The organism is Alloalcanivorax marinus, assembly GCF_016906305.1.
In the GTDB taxonomy this organism is placed as follows: Bacteria; Pseudomonadota; Gammaproteobacteria; order Pseudomonadales; family Alcanivoracaceae; genus Alloalcanivorax; species Alloalcanivorax marinus.
The window spans coordinates 106341-121947 of sequence record NZ_JADDOL010000011.1 but is presented as its reverse complement, the minus strand read 5'-3'; the positions used below and the strand labels follow the sequence as shown (position 1 = coordinate 121947).

Annotated in this window: 12 protein-coding genes; 4 read left to right on the top strand and 8 right to left on the bottom strand. The window is 62.6% G+C overall.

Annotation, left to right across the window (positions count from 1 at the left end):
* The 4 genes from IM760_RS11285 to IM760_RS11270 form a co-directional block, all read right to left on the bottom strand.
* On the bottom strand, positions 1 to 731 hold a 731-nt coding region (locus IM760_RS11285), incomplete at its 3' end, for a type II secretion system protein N (RefSeq protein WP_204429274.1).
* A gap of 63 nt (positions 732 to 794) precedes the next feature.
* Entirely contained in the window at positions 795 to 4223 is a 3429-nt protein-coding gene (locus tag IM760_RS11280) for an Ig-like domain-containing domain (RefSeq protein ID WP_204429273.1), read from the bottom strand.
* Positions 4224 to 4269: 46 nt separating this feature from the next.
* On the bottom strand, positions 4270 to 5484 hold the full coding sequence (locus tag IM760_RS11275) for an OmpP1/FadL family transporter (protein ID WP_239549760.1): 1215 nt from the start codon (positions 5482 to 5484) through the stop codon (positions 4270 to 4272).
* A gap of 194 nt (positions 5485 to 5678) precedes the next feature.
* Entirely contained in the window at positions 5679 to 6959 is a 1281-nt protein-coding gene (locus IM760_RS11270) for an OmpP1/FadL family transporter (protein WP_204429271.1), read from the bottom strand.
* A gap of 961 nt (positions 6960 to 7920) precedes the next feature.
* Here IM760_RS11270 and IM760_RS11265 point away from each other — a divergent pair.
* Both IM760_RS11265 and IM760_RS11260 read left to right on the top strand, forming a co-directional pair.
* Positions 7921 to 8826 (top strand): LysR family transcriptional regulator, encoded by a 906-nt coding sequence (locus tag IM760_RS11265; RefSeq protein ID WP_204429270.1) that lies wholly within the window; start codon positions 7921 to 7923, stop codon positions 8824 to 8826.
* A 128-nt stretch (positions 8827 to 8954) separates the two neighbouring features.
* Complete coding sequence (locus IM760_RS11260) at positions 8955 to 9125, top strand: hypothetical protein (RefSeq protein ID WP_204429269.1); 171 nt, start codon at positions 8955 to 8957, stop codon at positions 9123 to 9125.
* Here the strand turns inward: IM760_RS11260 and IM760_RS11255 are convergent.
* The 3 genes from IM760_RS11255 to IM760_RS11245 all read right to left on the bottom strand — a co-directional run bounded on the left by IM760_RS11255 (position 9122) and on the right by IM760_RS11245 (position 12228).
* Positions 9122 to 9832 (bottom strand): polysaccharide deacetylase family protein, encoded by a 711-nt coding sequence (locus IM760_RS11255; protein ID WP_338021394.1) that lies wholly within the window; start codon positions 9830 to 9832, stop codon positions 9122 to 9124. The genes IM760_RS11260 and IM760_RS11255 overlap by 4 nt on opposite strands.
* 1 nt (position 9833) lies before the next feature.
* Positions 9834 to 10991 carry a glycosyltransferase gene (locus tag IM760_RS11250; RefSeq protein ID WP_338021393.1) on the bottom strand — a complete coding sequence of 386 codons (1158 nt, stop codon included), beginning with the start codon at positions 10989 to 10991 and terminating at the stop codon, positions 9834 to 9836.
* A 70-nt stretch (positions 10992 to 11061) separates the two neighbouring features.
* Positions 11062 to 12228 (bottom strand): sulfotransferase family protein, encoded by a 1167-nt coding sequence (locus IM760_RS11245; RefSeq protein WP_204429267.1) that lies wholly within the window; start codon positions 12226 to 12228, stop codon positions 11062 to 11064.
* A gap of 149 nt (positions 12229 to 12377) precedes the next feature.
* Here IM760_RS11245 and IM760_RS11240 point away from each other — a divergent pair, with 149 nt between their 5' ends.
* Positions 12378 to 13118, top strand: a complete 741-nt coding sequence (locus IM760_RS11240; protein WP_204429265.1) for a glycerophosphodiester phosphodiesterase — start codon at positions 12378 to 12380, stop codon at positions 13116 to 13118.
* A gap of 64 nt (positions 13119 to 13182) precedes the next feature.
* On the opposite strand, the gene IM760_RS11235 is transcribed toward IM760_RS11240, so the two are convergent.
* Entirely contained in the window at positions 13183 to 14322 is a 1140-nt protein-coding gene (locus IM760_RS11235) for a patatin-like phospholipase family protein (RefSeq protein WP_204429263.1), read from the bottom strand.
* Between the two features lie 108 nt (positions 14323 to 14430).
* Between IM760_RS11235 and IM760_RS11230 the strand changes: the two genes are divergently transcribed.
* Entirely contained in the window at positions 14431 to 15534 is a 1104-nt protein-coding gene (locus IM760_RS11230; RefSeq protein ID WP_239549759.1) for a GNAT family N-acetyltransferase/peptidase C39 family protein, read from the top strand.
* Positions 15535 to 15607 lie beyond the last annotated feature (73 nt).

Here is a 15607-nt window from a genome sequence, read left to right as displayed (position 1 = left end):
TGAGTTTGTCGGCCACCTTTCTCTCTCGCATACCAACCAGATAATCCGGATACCCCTTCTTTTAAGCCGAACTTTTCCTCCAGCTCCTTATTGTTTTTTGCCACGACGTAACCTTTAGCTGCGCCTTTCTCTATCGGCTTCAGATTCATGCCGGCAATCATTCTTTCCCGCACCTTGGACGCCTCACTTTTGTTGCTGTCGTCATCTGGCGAGCCAAGAGAGGTGTCAGAAGGCTCCGAGAGCTCAGAACCTACCGTTTGAATTTCCATCTCCTCGAATGGAGGCAACGGCACTTTCTTTAAAGCACCCCGATCTTCAATTATAGCGTAGTTCTCGTGCACGCTTTTCAGGACAACCCCATCGGTAATTTTTTCTGTGCTAGCCACTACATCATAACCGGCATCAGCCTGCAGTATTGCCCAACCAGACTGTGAAGCTACATTGCTAATAACACCCAAAAGACCGTAACTCTTGGTTGCCAACGGGACATCAGCGACATTGTGGGCATCGGCAACACTCGCCGGGCCAAAGAGATTCCAAGTAGATATTTTATCTACCAGGGCTTGTTCTTGCCGGTTTCTTGCTGGATGTTGACTCAGTAATTCGAGCTGCGGGGCTTCGCGCGACGCCTCTTTTTCAGTAATTGGTGCCATGGCCCACCAAATCAACCAAACAGCCAGGCCCAGAAGAAAAAGAGAGGCCAATTTAGAAGCAAGCGCGCCGTAACGCATGACTCCCTCTCCATAGATAGACCTTGAAAAAGCTGGGGCGCCGTCTTTGGCGCCCCTCTCCAATTATTTTATGCTTTCAGATACATATTGAAGCCTGCTACCAAATTCCGGTATCCGAAGCGGAATTAACCCTGCCAGCGTTCCGCTGCTGCCCCAGATCCGAACATCAACATCTACAGGGTTTAGATTATATTGTTCGATAACCATCCGCCCATCATCAAGGAAACGCACCCCTCCGGATAACTGCATGGTTATGGGCTGACTCATCAAAGAGTGGGAAGGATCGTTAACCTGGAAATATCTTACCAAATCGATCCCATCCATGTAGAGGTCAACTTCTGCCGACAAAGTCAGGGTGCCATTCTCATCTTTAAGCCAACCAGTAATCGGCTGAGTACGATTGCCATTCAGGTCTTCTTCGTAACGCATTCTCAGCACCTGAGCCCCGCTGGCCGACTCGATGATATAAGGGAACTCATCGAATTGAGTAAAGATAGGAACGGACGTAGACATAATCTGCGCGGGCCATATCTTCACTTTTAGTCCTTGCCCAGAAACATACTCATCGGTGACTTCCGCTGTCAAGGCCCCATTAATATACGTAAACTTCTGACTCGGGCACTCCTGAGTAGCCGTAATTCTGGCGCCCGCGAACGGGTTTTGGGGATTGATATATTCCGCCTCCGAGTACCCGCAGCCAAAACTACTACCATTCACGGTCACCACGGTGGACGGATCAAAATCCGGCAAAGGTTGACGTGACAAAGTCTTAGCACTGTTTAAAGGAGGGATTACGCCGTTCGGGTCAAGTGACTGATCCGCATTTTCGTCCAACGGCTGTGCATCAGCACCCTGCTCTTGCGATTCATCCAGGAAGTCATACAAAGCATACCCGGGTTGCTGGAGCAGTAACGGGCTACCATCTTCCGGCTGAACATCCAGGTGATTCTCGTGGACAAAATTAGCGTTGGTATCGTATGAAGGGGCGTTCTTCAACACCTGAAGGACCGCATTGGTGTGTGCCGAGCCTTCAAAATATTGAGTCATGTCCGGGCCGCCAGCCGTATAGTCCTTCGCATCCACTTTAAAATAGTAAAGTTTGTCCTGAGTGGAAGGGTTTGCATAGGCAGAGATAGTCAAATCAGCAAACAGGTTCGTTTGCAAAGGAAGCCCTTCTGTATCACAAACGGCTTCCGCTCCTGTACAATCAACGGACACACCTCCCGCCACATCTGCCGAACTCAACGTATAGCTATACAGAGTTCCCTCTTCCCAATTTTTTTCGGGCGTGAAAGTCAAGGTGCGGCCTCTCAGTGAGAGGGTGCCTGCTACGGCGTCGGTTACATTCCCCTGACCGTCCAATTTGTTTACGCTAAAAGTTCCGCCTAAAGAAACGCTATTAGGATCAATGGGCTTAGAGAATTGCACGACAATCGGACGATCTGCGGGCATATCCATAATGGGCAAGTAATCATCTTCATCTTTTATATCGAACTGCCCACCTTGTTGCCAGCCAGGAAATGATCCAAGACATCGCCCCATCGTGCCGGACTGTAGGTCTGTTGTGGAGGGATCAAGGGCGCAAGGGAAACCGGGATACACAGACAATACAATCGGAGAATGCTTCCTGACGCTTTGTACTTGGTTTAACGGCGCCCCGCTGTCGTTATACTCTTTGATAGCGGTCTCGACTACGTAAGGCAGTGAAAAGTTCTCGGAAAAAGAGCCACTCCAGTTATTTCCTGCCACATCAGAAACCCCAGATACTATCTGTATTTCATAATCTACAGGGTTACTCTCCTTAGAAGCGCTCAGATTTTCGCGGGGTTGTAGCACGAGCGCAGCCCCATCGACATAAGCGTCGAACTCGATTTCAGAGCCGTTCTCATAGAAGTAAATATTAGCATCTTTAGCAACTTCAATCGGTTCATCGAAGTTGATCACGACAGGGTCACCCAACCTGTAAAGATAGCCCTTGCTCAATGAATCCGCTGTTCGACTATCTTCGTAGTTACCAACAGTCCAGCTTTGAATGCTCGGAGCAGTGGCGTCTTCACTTTGTTGCGGCGCATTGGTCTGATCTTCATAGGACTGCAGCTGGAAGCTCAGCAGGCCATAGCCGTATTCCTGGCCCAGAATGTCCGGCTCGACCACGCTAACGGCGTCCACGTTCAGCACGCCGGCGGAGGTGTCGATGTCGGCCAGGCCGACCAGCTCGATGTGCAGCAGATCCTGGGTGAAGGCGCCGTTGGCGCGGGGTTCCGCGGTGGCGATGCCCACGTCCATCATCAGCTGGATCATGCGGGAGACGTTTTCGCCGTCTTCCATGTAGCGGTTTTGCACCAGGTAGCCGGTGGCGTCGGACAGCAGGGTCATGGTGACCTCGCCGGAACCGAAGCCGGCGGGCACCTTGCCGCCGATCAGGATCGGGTTGATGGCGTCGCCTTTCAGGATGGTGCCCTTGGGCAGACGGATCGGGGTGGTGCGGGAGAAGACAGTGGCGTCGCCCAGCTCCGCGATCACGGAGTCGGCGCGGGCCTGGGTGACGTTTTCGTCTTCGCCGAGGAGCGTGCCATTCACCGGTACGGTGTTCACGTCGCGGCCGGTGAGCTTGGAGGGCTCGTTCACGGTCAGGCGCTGCACCAGGCGAGTCGGCTCGCCGCGCGGCGAGGTGTCCTGGGGCTTGAAGCGCAGGCTGCGCTCCGTGAAGTTGGCGCCGTAGGTGCTGGCCAGGTCGCCGGTAAGCGTCAGCTCATAGGTCTGGCTGGGATCCAGGTATTCCGGTTCCGGGTCCACGGTGAGGTAGCGGCCGTCCACCAACAGCGTGGCGGGCACCTCGGTGTCGTCCGGGCCGTAGGTCAGGGTCACGCTCTCGCCGTAAACGGCGGTGGCGCGGTCCACCGGCTGGGACATCTGGAAGCGGAAGCTGGAGAAGTCCATGGCCTGGAAGCGCTGTTCGCCGCCCAGGTTGTCGTTGTCGAAGTTGGGGAAGGCGCCGGTGATACGGAAGTCATCCATATCGGTGACCACCAGTTCCTTCGGTCCTTCGTGCAGCGCCCGGGTGGTGAACTGCAGAGTGCGGTTCTCGGCCGTGCCGTTACCGCCCAGCGGCAGATCCTCGATCACCAGGGTGTATTGCTGATTGGGTTTGAAGGGGTCGTCTTCCTCCGGTACCAGCATCAGGTTATTGGGCTGGCCCTGGACCGGTTCGAATTCCGGGCTCATGGCTCGGCCGTCGGCGCCGCCCTCATAGAGGGTAATGCCGTTCATGGCGTCGCCCACATTGACGCTGGAGGTGAAGCGCAGAATCACCGGCGAGGCCGTGGAGACTTCGGTTTGGCCATCACCCGGGAAGGCGTAGACCAGGCCCTGGGATTGCGCGGACGGGTCAGAGGCACGGCCCTCGGCCGAGTCCCCGCCGCCGCCGCACGCGGAAAGAATGACCGCGGCGGACAGGGCCGCCACGGTGCGGTTGAGGATTCGTATTGTCATAATGCCCTCTTCGGATTTCGAGTGATATTCTTTGAGAAATTCAGTCCTAGAATTTCAGGGTGACGGATCCAGAGAAAACGTTGACTTCGCCATCGGTGACCACGGAGTCCGGGATCGGATCGCCGGCCTGGGTGGTGTTGATGTCGAAGCGGCGGTCATCCAGTTGCTGATATTGGTAAGCCAGATCCACGGTGAGCGGCCAGGCCAGCAGCGGCGGATTCTGGAAGGTGGCTGAGAGCCCCATGCCGATCACCAGTTTGTCCGCGTCCAGGTAGTTCACGTCCTGCGAAGAGTTGCTTTCCAGCGGGGATTCTTCCCAGGCCACGCCGGTGGTGAACATGAAGCTGCGGTTGAAGTCGAACTCCAGGCCCACGCGGGGTACGAAGGTGTCCTTGAACTGCAGGTTGGCCTGATCCTTGACCGTGTCGCCGGCGAACTCTTCTTCCAGGTCGGACCACATCTGCGCTTCACCGGTGAAGCCCAGGCGCACGCGACCGAAGTCATAACGAACACCCACGCTGTAGATGTCCGGCTGGTAGCCCTGAATCACGTCGGAAACGCGGATCGGCAGGGTGTTGATCAGCTGCGGCACGTTGGGCGTGGCATCGATGGACGTTTCGGTTTTGGAGTAGCCGCGGAACGCCACGGCGGTCTGCAGGTTGTCCATCCAGCAGCCGTCGGGGCAGAAGGTTTCGCCCCAGTTCATGTTGAAGCCCACGATCGGCCGGTAGGTCGGCTTGGCGGACGCTTCCAGGGTTTCGTAACGGGTTTCACCGCTGGTTTCCAGCTGAGTGTCCAGGTCGGCCTTGTTGTTCAGCGTGATGTTGATGGACGCGCCGAAGTCGATACCGCGCCAGATCGGCGTGGCCGCGCCCACGTTCAGGAACAGCGGGTTGCGACCGTAGGTCAGGTACTGGCCGTCCCGGGTGGTTTGGGACTCGAACGCCAGCATTTCGCGGCCATATTTTTCACTGCCCAGCATCAGCGCCAGATAGATCGGGTGGCCGGTGGTCAGCAGATCGCTGGCGTCGGCCTTGAGGCCGAGGATCAGTTGCTGGGAGGGCTCGTCGCTGAGGCGGCGGCTGCTGGGGCCGGCGCCGGTGGCGTCCTTGTAACCCAGATCCGCCTCGCCGTGCAGGATGGCGCCGGTCAGTTCACCGCGGCCGTCCTGGGCCAGGGCCGCCGGGTTGTAGTACACCGCGTTGGCCTTGGAGCTGAAGATGGAGAAGGCCTGGGCCGATGCCACATCCGAAGGGAACATGCCATAGGTCGACGGCGCGTTGCTCATACCGGCCGCGGCGGCGGAACTCAGCGCGAGCAGTACGCTGGCGGACAGTAGATTCGTTGGTATCGAATTGCGGCTCATAGAAGCGGACCTCGTTATCTTTTTTTGCTTATTCTCATACTGAGTTTTTTTATTTCGCATGGTTGTACCCACCGTATTCCTTTAGCCGGTTAGAAGCGCACCGAGACCGAACCCGCGAAGACGTGCACTTCGCCGTCAGTGGTGACCGATCCATAGGTCTGGTTCGGTTGCTGCAGGCGCTGGGTGCGGCTGAGCTGGAAGTCACGCTCGTCGAGCTGCTGGAACTGATAGCCCACGCTCAGGGTGACCGGGTGCGCGATCAGGGGCACATGCTTGAAATTACCGGTGAGGCCGAGGCCCACCACCAGGCGGTCCGCGTCCACGTAGTTCACGTCCGGTGAGGAATCACTGTCCAGAGGCGATTTCTCCCAGGCCACGCCGGAGGTCACCATGAAGGTGTCGTTGAGGTCCACTTCCAGACCCAGGCGCGGAATGAACACGTCTTCGAACTGCAGGTTGCCCTGGTCCTTGATGGTGTCGTCGCGCAGTTCGGTGGTCAGGCGGGACCACTCCTGGTACTCGGCGGTGAAGCCCAGGCGCCAGGCGCCGAAGTCGTATTGGATGCCCGCGGTGGTGATGGCCGGCTGGAAGGAATCGATAACGTTGTTCACTTCGATGGGGATACCCGGCGCGGTCACGGTCCCGGGGATGATGGCGTTGGACGATACCGAGGTGCGGCTGTCGGACTGGGCGCGGTAGCTCAGAGCGGCGCGCACATTGTCCTGCCAGCAGCCTTTCACCCGGCAGAAGGTCTCGCCCAGGTTCATGGTAAAGCCCACGATGGGCCGGAACTGCGGCCGGGCTTCCACGCTCACCTGCTCGTAGGTGGTGGTACCCGCCAGGTTGTTGGTGATGTACAGCTCAGCGTCGTTGTGAAGCGTCAGCTGCACGCCGCCGCCGAACTTGATGCCGCGCCAGACGTTGGTGCCGATACTGGCGGCCAGAAACAGGGGCTGGCGGTCATACTGCAGATACTGGGCGTTGTCGCCCTGGGCGGAGGAACTGAACGCCAGCATCTCCTTGCCGTAACGCTCGACCCCGGCGATGAAGCCCAGGTAGATCGGGTGCTCGGATTTCATCAGGCCGCTGAGATCCGCCTTCAGACCCAGCATCACTTGCTGTGAAGGGTTGTCGAGAATATTGCCGTCGTAGGCCGGGTTGGCGCTTTCGGTGTTCAGGTCGTGCTCGGCGTGGAAGATCGCGCCGGTGATTTCGCTGGTCTGCACCACCGCCAGGTTGGCCGGGTTGTAGTACGTGGAGGAGGTGGAGGTGTTGAACAGGGACAGCGCCTGAGCGGAGGCGATGTCCGAGGGGAAAAGGCCATAGGTACTGCCCGTGTTACCCATGTTGGCGAGCGCGGGCGTGCTCATCAGCATCATCGTTCCCGCGGGCAACAGGATTGTTTTGATTATCGATTTTTTCATAGTTAGACAACCTTTCTGCCTGATGTTGTTCTTCTTCATGAACGCAGCCGGGAGACCGCAGCTCAACGTTTAACACAGCTATTACTTTTCGAGTAAGGATCACAGCGCCACGCGCGAAGGTCTCCACGGCTAGAGCGGAACCCGCAACGACGGGGCGTCGGCGAAAAATCATTGAGTTGGAAAGGGGAGCCGGTCTCCGGGCTCGAGAGCGCATGCAACATGCGTTCTCAACCTCCTGGTTGTTGTTGTTGGTCACGCTGGTCGCCGTGACTCCTTAATCGATCCGCTCCGCCGCCGGGCCAGGGGCGCCCATGGTGCCGCCCATGAAGATCTCGCCGTGCGGACAGGTTGGACGAAATCCTAGTTTGTGACGGGTACGCCTGTAAACATTAATCTCCGGGCAGGGATCCGCCCCCCTTTTTCCCACGGCCCTGCGAATCAAAAAGAGCGCAGAAGTTCTTTCCCTACCCCTTGATTCGACAAGCACGGATGTAAACACCAAACAGCGGGTTCTGGCAATTCCAGGCGTTGCGGATACCGGGAAAAAGAAAAACTTCTGCCATCTTTATGTATACTTCTGAGGGAATAAAACCAAGGAATCCAGCGTTTAAGGGGCTTGCGCAGGCGTCAAGTCTCCTTGTTTACAGGTGTTACCTTTTGGAACATGATTTGCTCCGGGCTCACGCATTCAAAGCGTTGGGCGTCGCGACCGGCCCCGATGGCGCCCGGGGCATCGCCGCTAACAGCCTGTTCCGTGATGATAAAAGCGTTGTTTCGTGAAGTTTATGGCTGGCCCCATGGCCCTATGCCATACTTGGCAGTCTCACGGAAGGATCGACACCGAAAGCGCCTTTTTCCGGGCGCCAAAAAAAACCAGTTTTTGGTGTAGAACAAAAAGGGACGGACCATGAAACGGCTTGCGGATTTCACTATCTTCGTCGCGGTGGTCAAGGCGGGGACCCTGTCGGAAGCGTCCAAGGCGCTGGACCTCTCGGTGGCCTCGGTCAGCAAACACGTCAGTCGCATTGAGCGTCAATTGGGCATTCGCCTGCTGGTGCGCAGTTCCCGGGGGCTGAAGCTCACCGACGAGGGCCGCGACCTCTACGAAAACGTGGAACGGCTGATCGGCGAACTGGACACCGTGGTGTCCAAGGTCAGCCAGGCCGGCCAGCACCCGCAGGGCACCCTGCGCATCGCCTCCAGCATCGGCCTGGGCCGCAAACACATCGTCCCCCTGGTCAGCGAATTCTCCGAGCGCTATCCGGAGCTGTCCGTGCAGCTCAACTTCGGCGAGCTGGACCCGGCGGCTTCCTCCCATCTGGTGGACGTGGCGATCGTACTGGGCGAGCCGCAGGATTCGTCCATGGTGGCCCGGCGCCTGATGCGCAATCCCTGTGTGCTGTGCGCGTCGCCGGACTACCTGGCCCGCCACCCTGCCCCGCGGGAGCCGCGCGACCTGCAAGACCACGACTGCCTGATTCTGGATTGTCCCGGCGCGTTCAAGGACCAGTGGGTGCTGGAGGACGCCGCCGGCAAGCGTCATACCGTGCGGGTGCGCGGCGGGCTGATCACCGACAACAGCGAGACGCTGCGCGAGTGGGTGCTGGAGGGCCGCGGTATCGCCCTGAAAAGCCTTTCCGACATTCAGAGCCAGCTCGACAATGGCGAGCTGGTTCGGCTGTTGCCCGAATACCGGGCCCCGGACCTGGACTTCTACATGGTGTACGCCGGTCGCGAGTTGATTCCGGCCAAGACCCGGGCGTTCGTGGACTTCATCGAGGAGAACGCGGATCGGCTGGAGCAGGCGGGCTAAGCCTTTGCCACCGCGATCCCGCCGTTCCTCTCGGGTCCTTCACGTGCTCCGCCCTAAGCTGGCCTCCGCCATCATGGCATTACGCCACTTGCCGCTGTTGATGGACCACACACGGGCGGAGCCAGACAATGAGAAGAAGAATCGCGACCCGCGGTCTGCTGCTGATGGTGGCCATGTTCTACATGCCCGGTTCCGGCGCGGCCAGTGACAGCCAGGACGGCCAGAGCCAGACGACCCGTTCGGAAGTGGACACCAGCAGCGGTTCCGAAGCCCGACGCCCCACCGCCATTCGAGGCTAGGCGGCCTCCGGGGCGAGATCCGGATAACCTTCCGTGCGCGCCAGCCTTCCTACCCAGGGCAGCACCTGCCCGCCCAGTTTCAGCGACAGATCCCCGGGGTGAATCGACACCCGCAAAGGCCGGCCGAAAGCCCGCGCCAGCCCCAGATTCCAGTGATTGAAAACGGTCAGACTGGCCGCCCGCCAGGTGTTGTCCGCCTCGAAGCCCACCAGCGGCAGACGGTGGAAGCGCCGCTCGCGGGCGTCGTATACGCCGCCCAGGGTCTCGAAGTAACGGAACGGCAGCGCCGCCAGGGCACGGCGGTCGATGGCGCCCAGCGCCCAGGCCGGCGGCACGTACAGGGGGGAAGGGGTCAAGCCGTGCTCGACGAACCAGCGGTGGCAATCCCGGACCAGGGCGGCGATGCCGGTGGCGTCCAGGGACAGATGCTCGGCCACGTCGCGGGAAATGAGCGCGCTGTGCAGGCGGTGATGCAGGCTTTTCGGCGGATCGCAGCGGTGGCGCCAGCCGTGGCCGGCCAGGGGATAGCCTCGGGCGGCCAGGTCGCGCAGCCAGTCCAGGTCCTCGTCGCGCCAGGCCTTGCCCGGCACCACCAGCAGGGTGACGTGCTCGGGCGGCACGGCGGCCAGCCGCTCGAGCAGGTCGGCGACCCGCTCACGGGTCTCCGGCATCACATCGTGGATCGACACCAGACCGGCCAGGGACACGTCAGAGCCCGGGCCGCGCCTGATGGGTGCTCAGCCGGCGCAGCACCGCCACGGTGGGCGAGCGGCGCGGCTTGGGCAGCACCGCGCCCTGCCGGGCGCAGCCGTGCAGCACCTGCAGCCAGCCGTCCACGGCGTCCTGGTTCATGGCCAGGGCGGCCCGGCGACCGGCCTCGGCGCGCTCCCGGCGCGCCGCCGGCGTCAGCGCCCGCAGGCGCGCCAGGGTATCGGCCAGGCTTTCCTCCGGTCCGGCCACCGCCAGCACCCGGGCCAGCGGCGGCCATTGGTTGATGCCGCACACCGGCGTGGTGATCACCAGCCGCTGCCGGGCCAGGGCTTCCAGGGCCACGGTGCCGAAGGCTTCCACCGACGAGGGCAGCACCAGCACCTGGTGGGCGTCCAGCTGTTCCACCACCCGCTCCCGGCTGCACCAGCCCAGAAAGTGCAGGTTGGGCAAACGGCGGGCGTGCTCTTCCACCAGCGGCCGCAGCGGGCCGTCGCCGGCCACGGTGAAGCGGCAGTCCGGCCGTTGCTCGGCCATGGCCAGAAACCGCTCCAGGTTCTTTTCCGCCGCCAGCCGGCCCACGTACAGCACCGAGTCCAGCGGTTCCGCCAGGGGCGCCGGCGCGCGGTTGACGAACTCCGGCCCCAGCGGCGTGCCCACCAGCTGCGGGTGGCGGGCGCCGGCGGCGCGGGCGTCGGCGATCATGCTTTCACAGATGGTGGCCACCGCGCTGGAACCCCGGAACAGGGTGCGGTTGAGCCAGTTGAGCAGGCCGCCGGCCAGCTTCGCCAGGCGCGGGCCCCAGTAGAGCTGCACCAGGCGGTCGTAGTCGGTCTGGAAGGTCACGCACACCGGAATGCCCAGTTTGCGGGCCACCCAGTAGGCGCCCAGGGAGAAGATGCCCGGGCCGGGAATCACGATCACATGGGGTTTCATTTCCCAGACCAGCGCGGTCAGTTCGCGCATCTTGGGAAAGAACAGCCGCTGGGTGGGGTCACCGGGGATCGGCATGGACACCCCCTGGCAGGGATGGGGCTCCTCCAGGCTGGGACAGACCAGCTCGGCCCGGGCCACCTTGCCGTCCAGGTGGGCGACCAGATCCTGAAAGTAGGCGCCTACTCCGTTGCGGCCCTTCATGGCGTCCACGACAAAAAGCACGCGCAGCTCGTTTGTATTCATAGCAGGCAGTATGAGTACCACTTATGTCCAATTTGTGACAAGGAAAACCTCACGGGCGTTCATCCTCCGGCAAAGGGTAAGCAAATTTTTCGTACACCCAGCCGAAGGTGTCGCGCAGTCGTTGTGGCGCCACGCCCAGGTTTTCCAGCGAATAGTGGTGGCCGCTCTGGTAGCGGCGGGCTTTTTCGTCCCGCTCGGCCAGCCAGGCCCGATAGGCCGGCGACAGGGTCAGCCCGAACGCCGCGTAGAAGCCTTCCACCGTGGCCAGCGGCCGGGCCGAGAGCTCTTCCATGCGCGACAGGGCGCGGCGGGACGGGGGCAGCCGGTCCAGTTCGTCCAGCAAATGCCGGTAGTAGTAATCGAGCATGCCCAGAAAGCCCTCCCGCCAGTATCCGGCGGTGTCCCGGCCGTCGAACACGCGGGCGCCGATGACGATGGAATTGATCTGCGAGGGCACCGCCTCGGTGGGGTTGCGCAGGCAGCCGATAAAGCGGGCGTCCGGAAATTCCGCCGCCAGGGTGGCCATCAGCGGCGTGAACGAGGGGTTCTTGGACAGGAAAGTGAGGCGGTCGCCGTGCACGTAGAGATGACGCTGCACGAAGCGTCGGTAGGCGGCCATCAGGCGGCGCTTCTCCGCGTCCGGCAGGTCCCGGTCGGCAAAGGTCAGCCGCCACAGGCGCGGGTCGGGCACCGCCAGTACCAGCAGAAAACAGCCCAGCACCGGCAGCAACGCCAGGTAGTCTTCCTCCGGGTCGCGCAGGCCGGTCTGGTGCACGTCGTCCAGCCCGCCCAGAGCGAGCCGTTCCAGACCGTGCAGCAGACGCTCCAGGGGCCGGCCGACCAGGCCGTCGAGCCGCCCCACTCCCCGCCAAAGACGGCGCTGGCAAATCGACGGCGCGAAGATCAGCTCCCACAGCGCGGTGGTGGTGAACCGTTCCCGGTCCCCGGCCAGCAGACGGTGCAGGAAGGTGGTGCCGCTGCGCGGCACGCCCACCACAAACACCGGCGCGCGCACCGTCACGCGGCGAAAGTCCGGAAACAGCAGATGATCGAGCAGCAAAAAGGCGCCGTTGATCAACTGCACCAGCAGGAACAGCGGCCAGAAGGCGGCCATCACCAGCCAGCGGCGCGGCGATACGCCGCTTACGGTGCCGTCGTAATCCGGGTTCCAGGAACGCGCGAACAGCACCGCGTATGCCTTGATAAGGGACCCCATCCCGGTCTCCGGCGGTTCGCGGTGGGCCAACCCTAGCAGGCCAAACATGACTCTTCCATGACAATGGCGCCCTGCCTATTGATGCCATCCCGGCCACTTCGGCACAATGCGCGGCGAACCAGCGATCGGGCCGGCAACGATACGAGACCATGAGCAGAGCCCTTCCCACCATCGTCGGCCATCGCGGCGCCCGCGGCGAGGCCCCGGAAAATACCCTGGCGGGCTTTCAGGTGGCGCTGGAAGCCGGCGTCACGGAAGTGGAACTGGACGTGCGACTGTCCCGGGACGGCCACCTGATCGTGGTGCACGATCGCAACGTCACCCGCACCACCGGCGAGCGCGGCAAGGCCCAGCACTACACCCTGGCGCAGCTGGGCGTGCTGGATGCGCGCCAGAATACGCCGGGCTGGCACAGCCCGGTGTGCATCCCTTCCCTGCGCGAGGTCGTGGCCCTGTGCGGGCCGACCATGCGTTTCCAGTTCGAGGTCAAGGGCGCCGAGTCGCCGCTGCTGCACCGCCTGGCCCACCAGCTGGTGGGGCTGATCGACGAACAGGGCCTGCACGAGCGGGTGGTGGTGACCTCCAGCCATACCGGCTTTCTGCGCATGCTGGGCGGCATGACGCCGCGCATCGAGCGCGGCTATGTGGCGGAGTACCGCTACCAGCAGCCCACCCGCCGGGCGGCGGCGCTGGGCTGCACCTGGCTGATGCCCAAGCACACCCTGGTCAACGAGGGGCTGATGCGGCGCGCCCGGCGGCGCGGGCTGAAGGTGTCCACCTGGACCGTGAACGATCTGGGCCAGGCCCAGCGGCTGGCCGGGCTGGGGGTGGACGGCATCATCACCGACTTCCCCACCAGCTTTATCGCCCATTTCAATAAGCGCCGTTGATCGCGGCTGAAGCCGCTCCTACACCACCTAATTACGGCGTAGGAGCGACTTCAGTCGCGATGCCTCAATCCTCCAGGAACGCCCGGATCTCTTCTTCCCGGGCCTTGGCATCCTGGTAGCCCAGCGACATCAACCGCCCGGTAAACCCCGGCTCGAACAGCAGATAGCTGAGCGCCGAGGCCCCCGGTGAGCGGGTGGCGCCCGCGCCGCGCAGGAAGAAGCGCAGGGTACGCGGCAGTTCCTTGTTGTGCTCGGCGGCGATCTCGTCCAGCGGCTGGGACGGATAGATCTTCAGCACCTCCACCTGACGCAGCTGGATTTCATGCTGGTTGCGGGCCCGCGGGCTGATCGCCTGGACCGTGCGATTGATGCGTTCCAGCCGCTCCACGTCCCCTTCCAGGGTGTCCACGAACACGCTGTCGAGCACATGGCCGAGCACCTGGGCCAGGGACGGGTAGCCGCTCAGTTGCCGCTGGTGCTCGGCGGTGGGGTTGCCGGACACGCCGATCACCAGCAGCCGGTCGGCGCCCAGATGCAGCGCCGGACTCACCGGCGCCAGCTGGCGCACGGCGCCGTCGCCGTAGTAGCGGCCGTCCACCTTCTCCGCCGGGAACAGCAGCGGAATCGCCGCCGACGCCAGCAGATGCTGCACGCCGATGGTGGAGCGCCGGCCCAGTCGCCGCGCCCGGTTCCATTCCTGCAGATCGTCGGCGCCCTGAAAGAACGCCACCGATTCCCCGGAGGCGTAGCTGGAGGCGGTAATCGACAGCGCCCGCAGGTGGCCCTGGTCGATGCTCTGTCCGATGCGCTGAAAGTTGATCACCAGACGCAGCAGCCGTTTCAGCGGCGTGTTGTCGAGCAGCGCGCTGCGGGTGGTGCCCCGGCCGGCGGCGGCGGAGCTGAACATCCAGCGCAGCAGGCTGCGCAGGAAGGCACCGATGTCGGTGCGGTAGACCTGCTCGGCGGTCATGTTCGCCCACACCTGCTCCAGCCCGCGCACCGCCAGCCGGTAGTCGTGGGCACCGGCGGCCAGGCCGGCGGCGTTGATGGCGCCGGCGGAGGTGCCGCAGATGATCGGGAAGGGGTTGCTGGCGGTGGGCGGCAGCATGTCGGCGATGGCGCTCAGCACGCCCACCTGATAGGCGGCGCGGGCACCACCGCCGGACAGAATCAGCCCCCGTGAGGGAGCGGGTGATACGGGCATTTCGATCTCCTTATCGCGCCATTATGACGATGCGGCCGGGCATGGAAAAGCACTGGCATCGCCGCCCCGCGGGGCTTTATGCTGGTGCCGAACTCCCCGGATGACCTCATGAATTCCATTTTTACCCTGCGCCCCGCCCTGCCCCACGATCTGGATGCCCTGACCGCCCTGGAGCGGCGCTGCTTCGACAGCGACCGCCTGTCCCGGCGCAGCTTTCGCCACTGGATCCGCCAGGCCCATTCCGGCCTGATCCTGGCGTTGGCGCCGGACGGCAGCCTGGCCGGCTATGCTCTGGTGATCCTGCAGCGCGGCACGCGCCTGGCACGGCTCTATTCCATCGCCGCCGACCCGGCCTGGCGCGGCCAGGGTCTGGGCGACGCTCTGATGGACGCCGCCGAGCAATACGCCCACGAGGAAAAGCGGCTTTACCTGCGTCTGGAGGTGCGCCGCGACAACGCCGGCGCCATCCGCCTCTACGAGCGGCGCGGCTACAAGCTGTTCGGGTACACGCCGGATTACTACGAGGACCACGAGGACGCGCTGCGCTACCAGAAGCGCCTGCACTATACGCCGGAGCGCCACGCCGGCCGCGAGATCCCGTGGGTGCGCCAGAGCACCGAATTCACCTGCGGGCCCGCCTGCCTGCAAATGGCCCTGGCCGCCCTGCTCCAGCGCGCCCCCCGGGAACGGGAAGAGCTGCTGATCTGGCGCGAGGCCACCACCATTTTCATGACCGCCGGCCACGGCGGCTGCCACCCGCTGGGCCTGGCCCTGGCCGCCGAGGCCCGGGGCCTCACCGCCCAGGTCTATTGCAACCAGCGCGGCCCCCTGTTTCTGGATTCGGTGCGCGACGAGAACAAGAAGCGGGTGATCGAGACGGTGCACGAACATTTCGAGGAAGAGGTGCGGGAACGGGGCATTCCGGTGCGCTACCGGGAACTCACCGCGGCGCGCCTGGACAAGGCACTGAAGCAGGGCGAGGTGGCCATCGTGCTGATCAGCACCTGGCGGCTGGACGGGCGCAAGGCGCCCCACTGGGTGGTGGTGAGCGGCGCGGACCGGGAGTGTTTCTACATCCACGACCCGGACCCGGCGGACGACCAGGTGCCTCTGGATTGCCAGCACGTGCCCATCACCCGGGACCGCTTCGAAAAAATGATCCGCTACGGCCAGTCCCGCCTGCGCACCGCCGTCATCGTCGGCCGCCCTTGATCGCGACTAAAGTCGCTCCTACGGAAAAGGGTTTGTAGGAGCGACTTTAGTCGCGATACCGTCCAGCCGTCAC

Bases quoted from the DNA above. Each gene is read 5' to 3' on its own strand.
- IM760_RS11280 (WP_204429273.1), bottom strand. From the start codon at position 4,223: ATGACAATACGAATCCTCAACCGCACCGTGGCGGCCCTGTCCGCCGCG.
- IM760_RS11275 (WP_239549760.1), bottom strand. From the start codon at position 5,484: ATGTTCCCTTCGGATGTGGCATCGGCCCAGGCCTTCTCCATCTTCAGC.
- IM760_RS11270 (WP_204429271.1), bottom strand. From the start codon at position 6,959: ATGAGCACGCCCGCGCTCGCCAACATGGGTAACACGGGCAGTACCTAT.
- IM760_RS11265 (WP_204429270.1), top strand. From the start codon at position 7,921: ATGAAACGGCTTGCGGATTTCACTATCTTCGTCGCGGTGGTCAAGGCG.
- IM760_RS11260 (WP_204429269.1), top strand. From the start codon at position 8,955: ATGAGAAGAAGAATCGCGACCCGCGGTCTGCTGCTGATGGTGGCCATG.
- IM760_RS11245 (WP_204429267.1), bottom strand. From the start codon at position 12,228: ATGGGGTCCCTTATCAAGGCATACGCGGTGCTGTTCGCGCGTTCCTGG.
- IM760_RS11240 (WP_204429265.1), top strand. From the start codon at position 12,378: ATGAGCAGAGCCCTTCCCACCATCGTCGGCCATCGCGGCGCCCGCGGC.
- IM760_RS11235 (WP_204429263.1), bottom strand. From the start codon at position 14,322: ATGCCCGTATCACCCGCTCCCTCACGGGGGCTGATTCTGTCCGGCGGT.
- IM760_RS11230 (WP_239549759.1), top strand. From the start codon at position 14,431: ATGAATTCCATTTTTACCCTGCGCCCCGCCCTGCCCCACGATCTGGAT.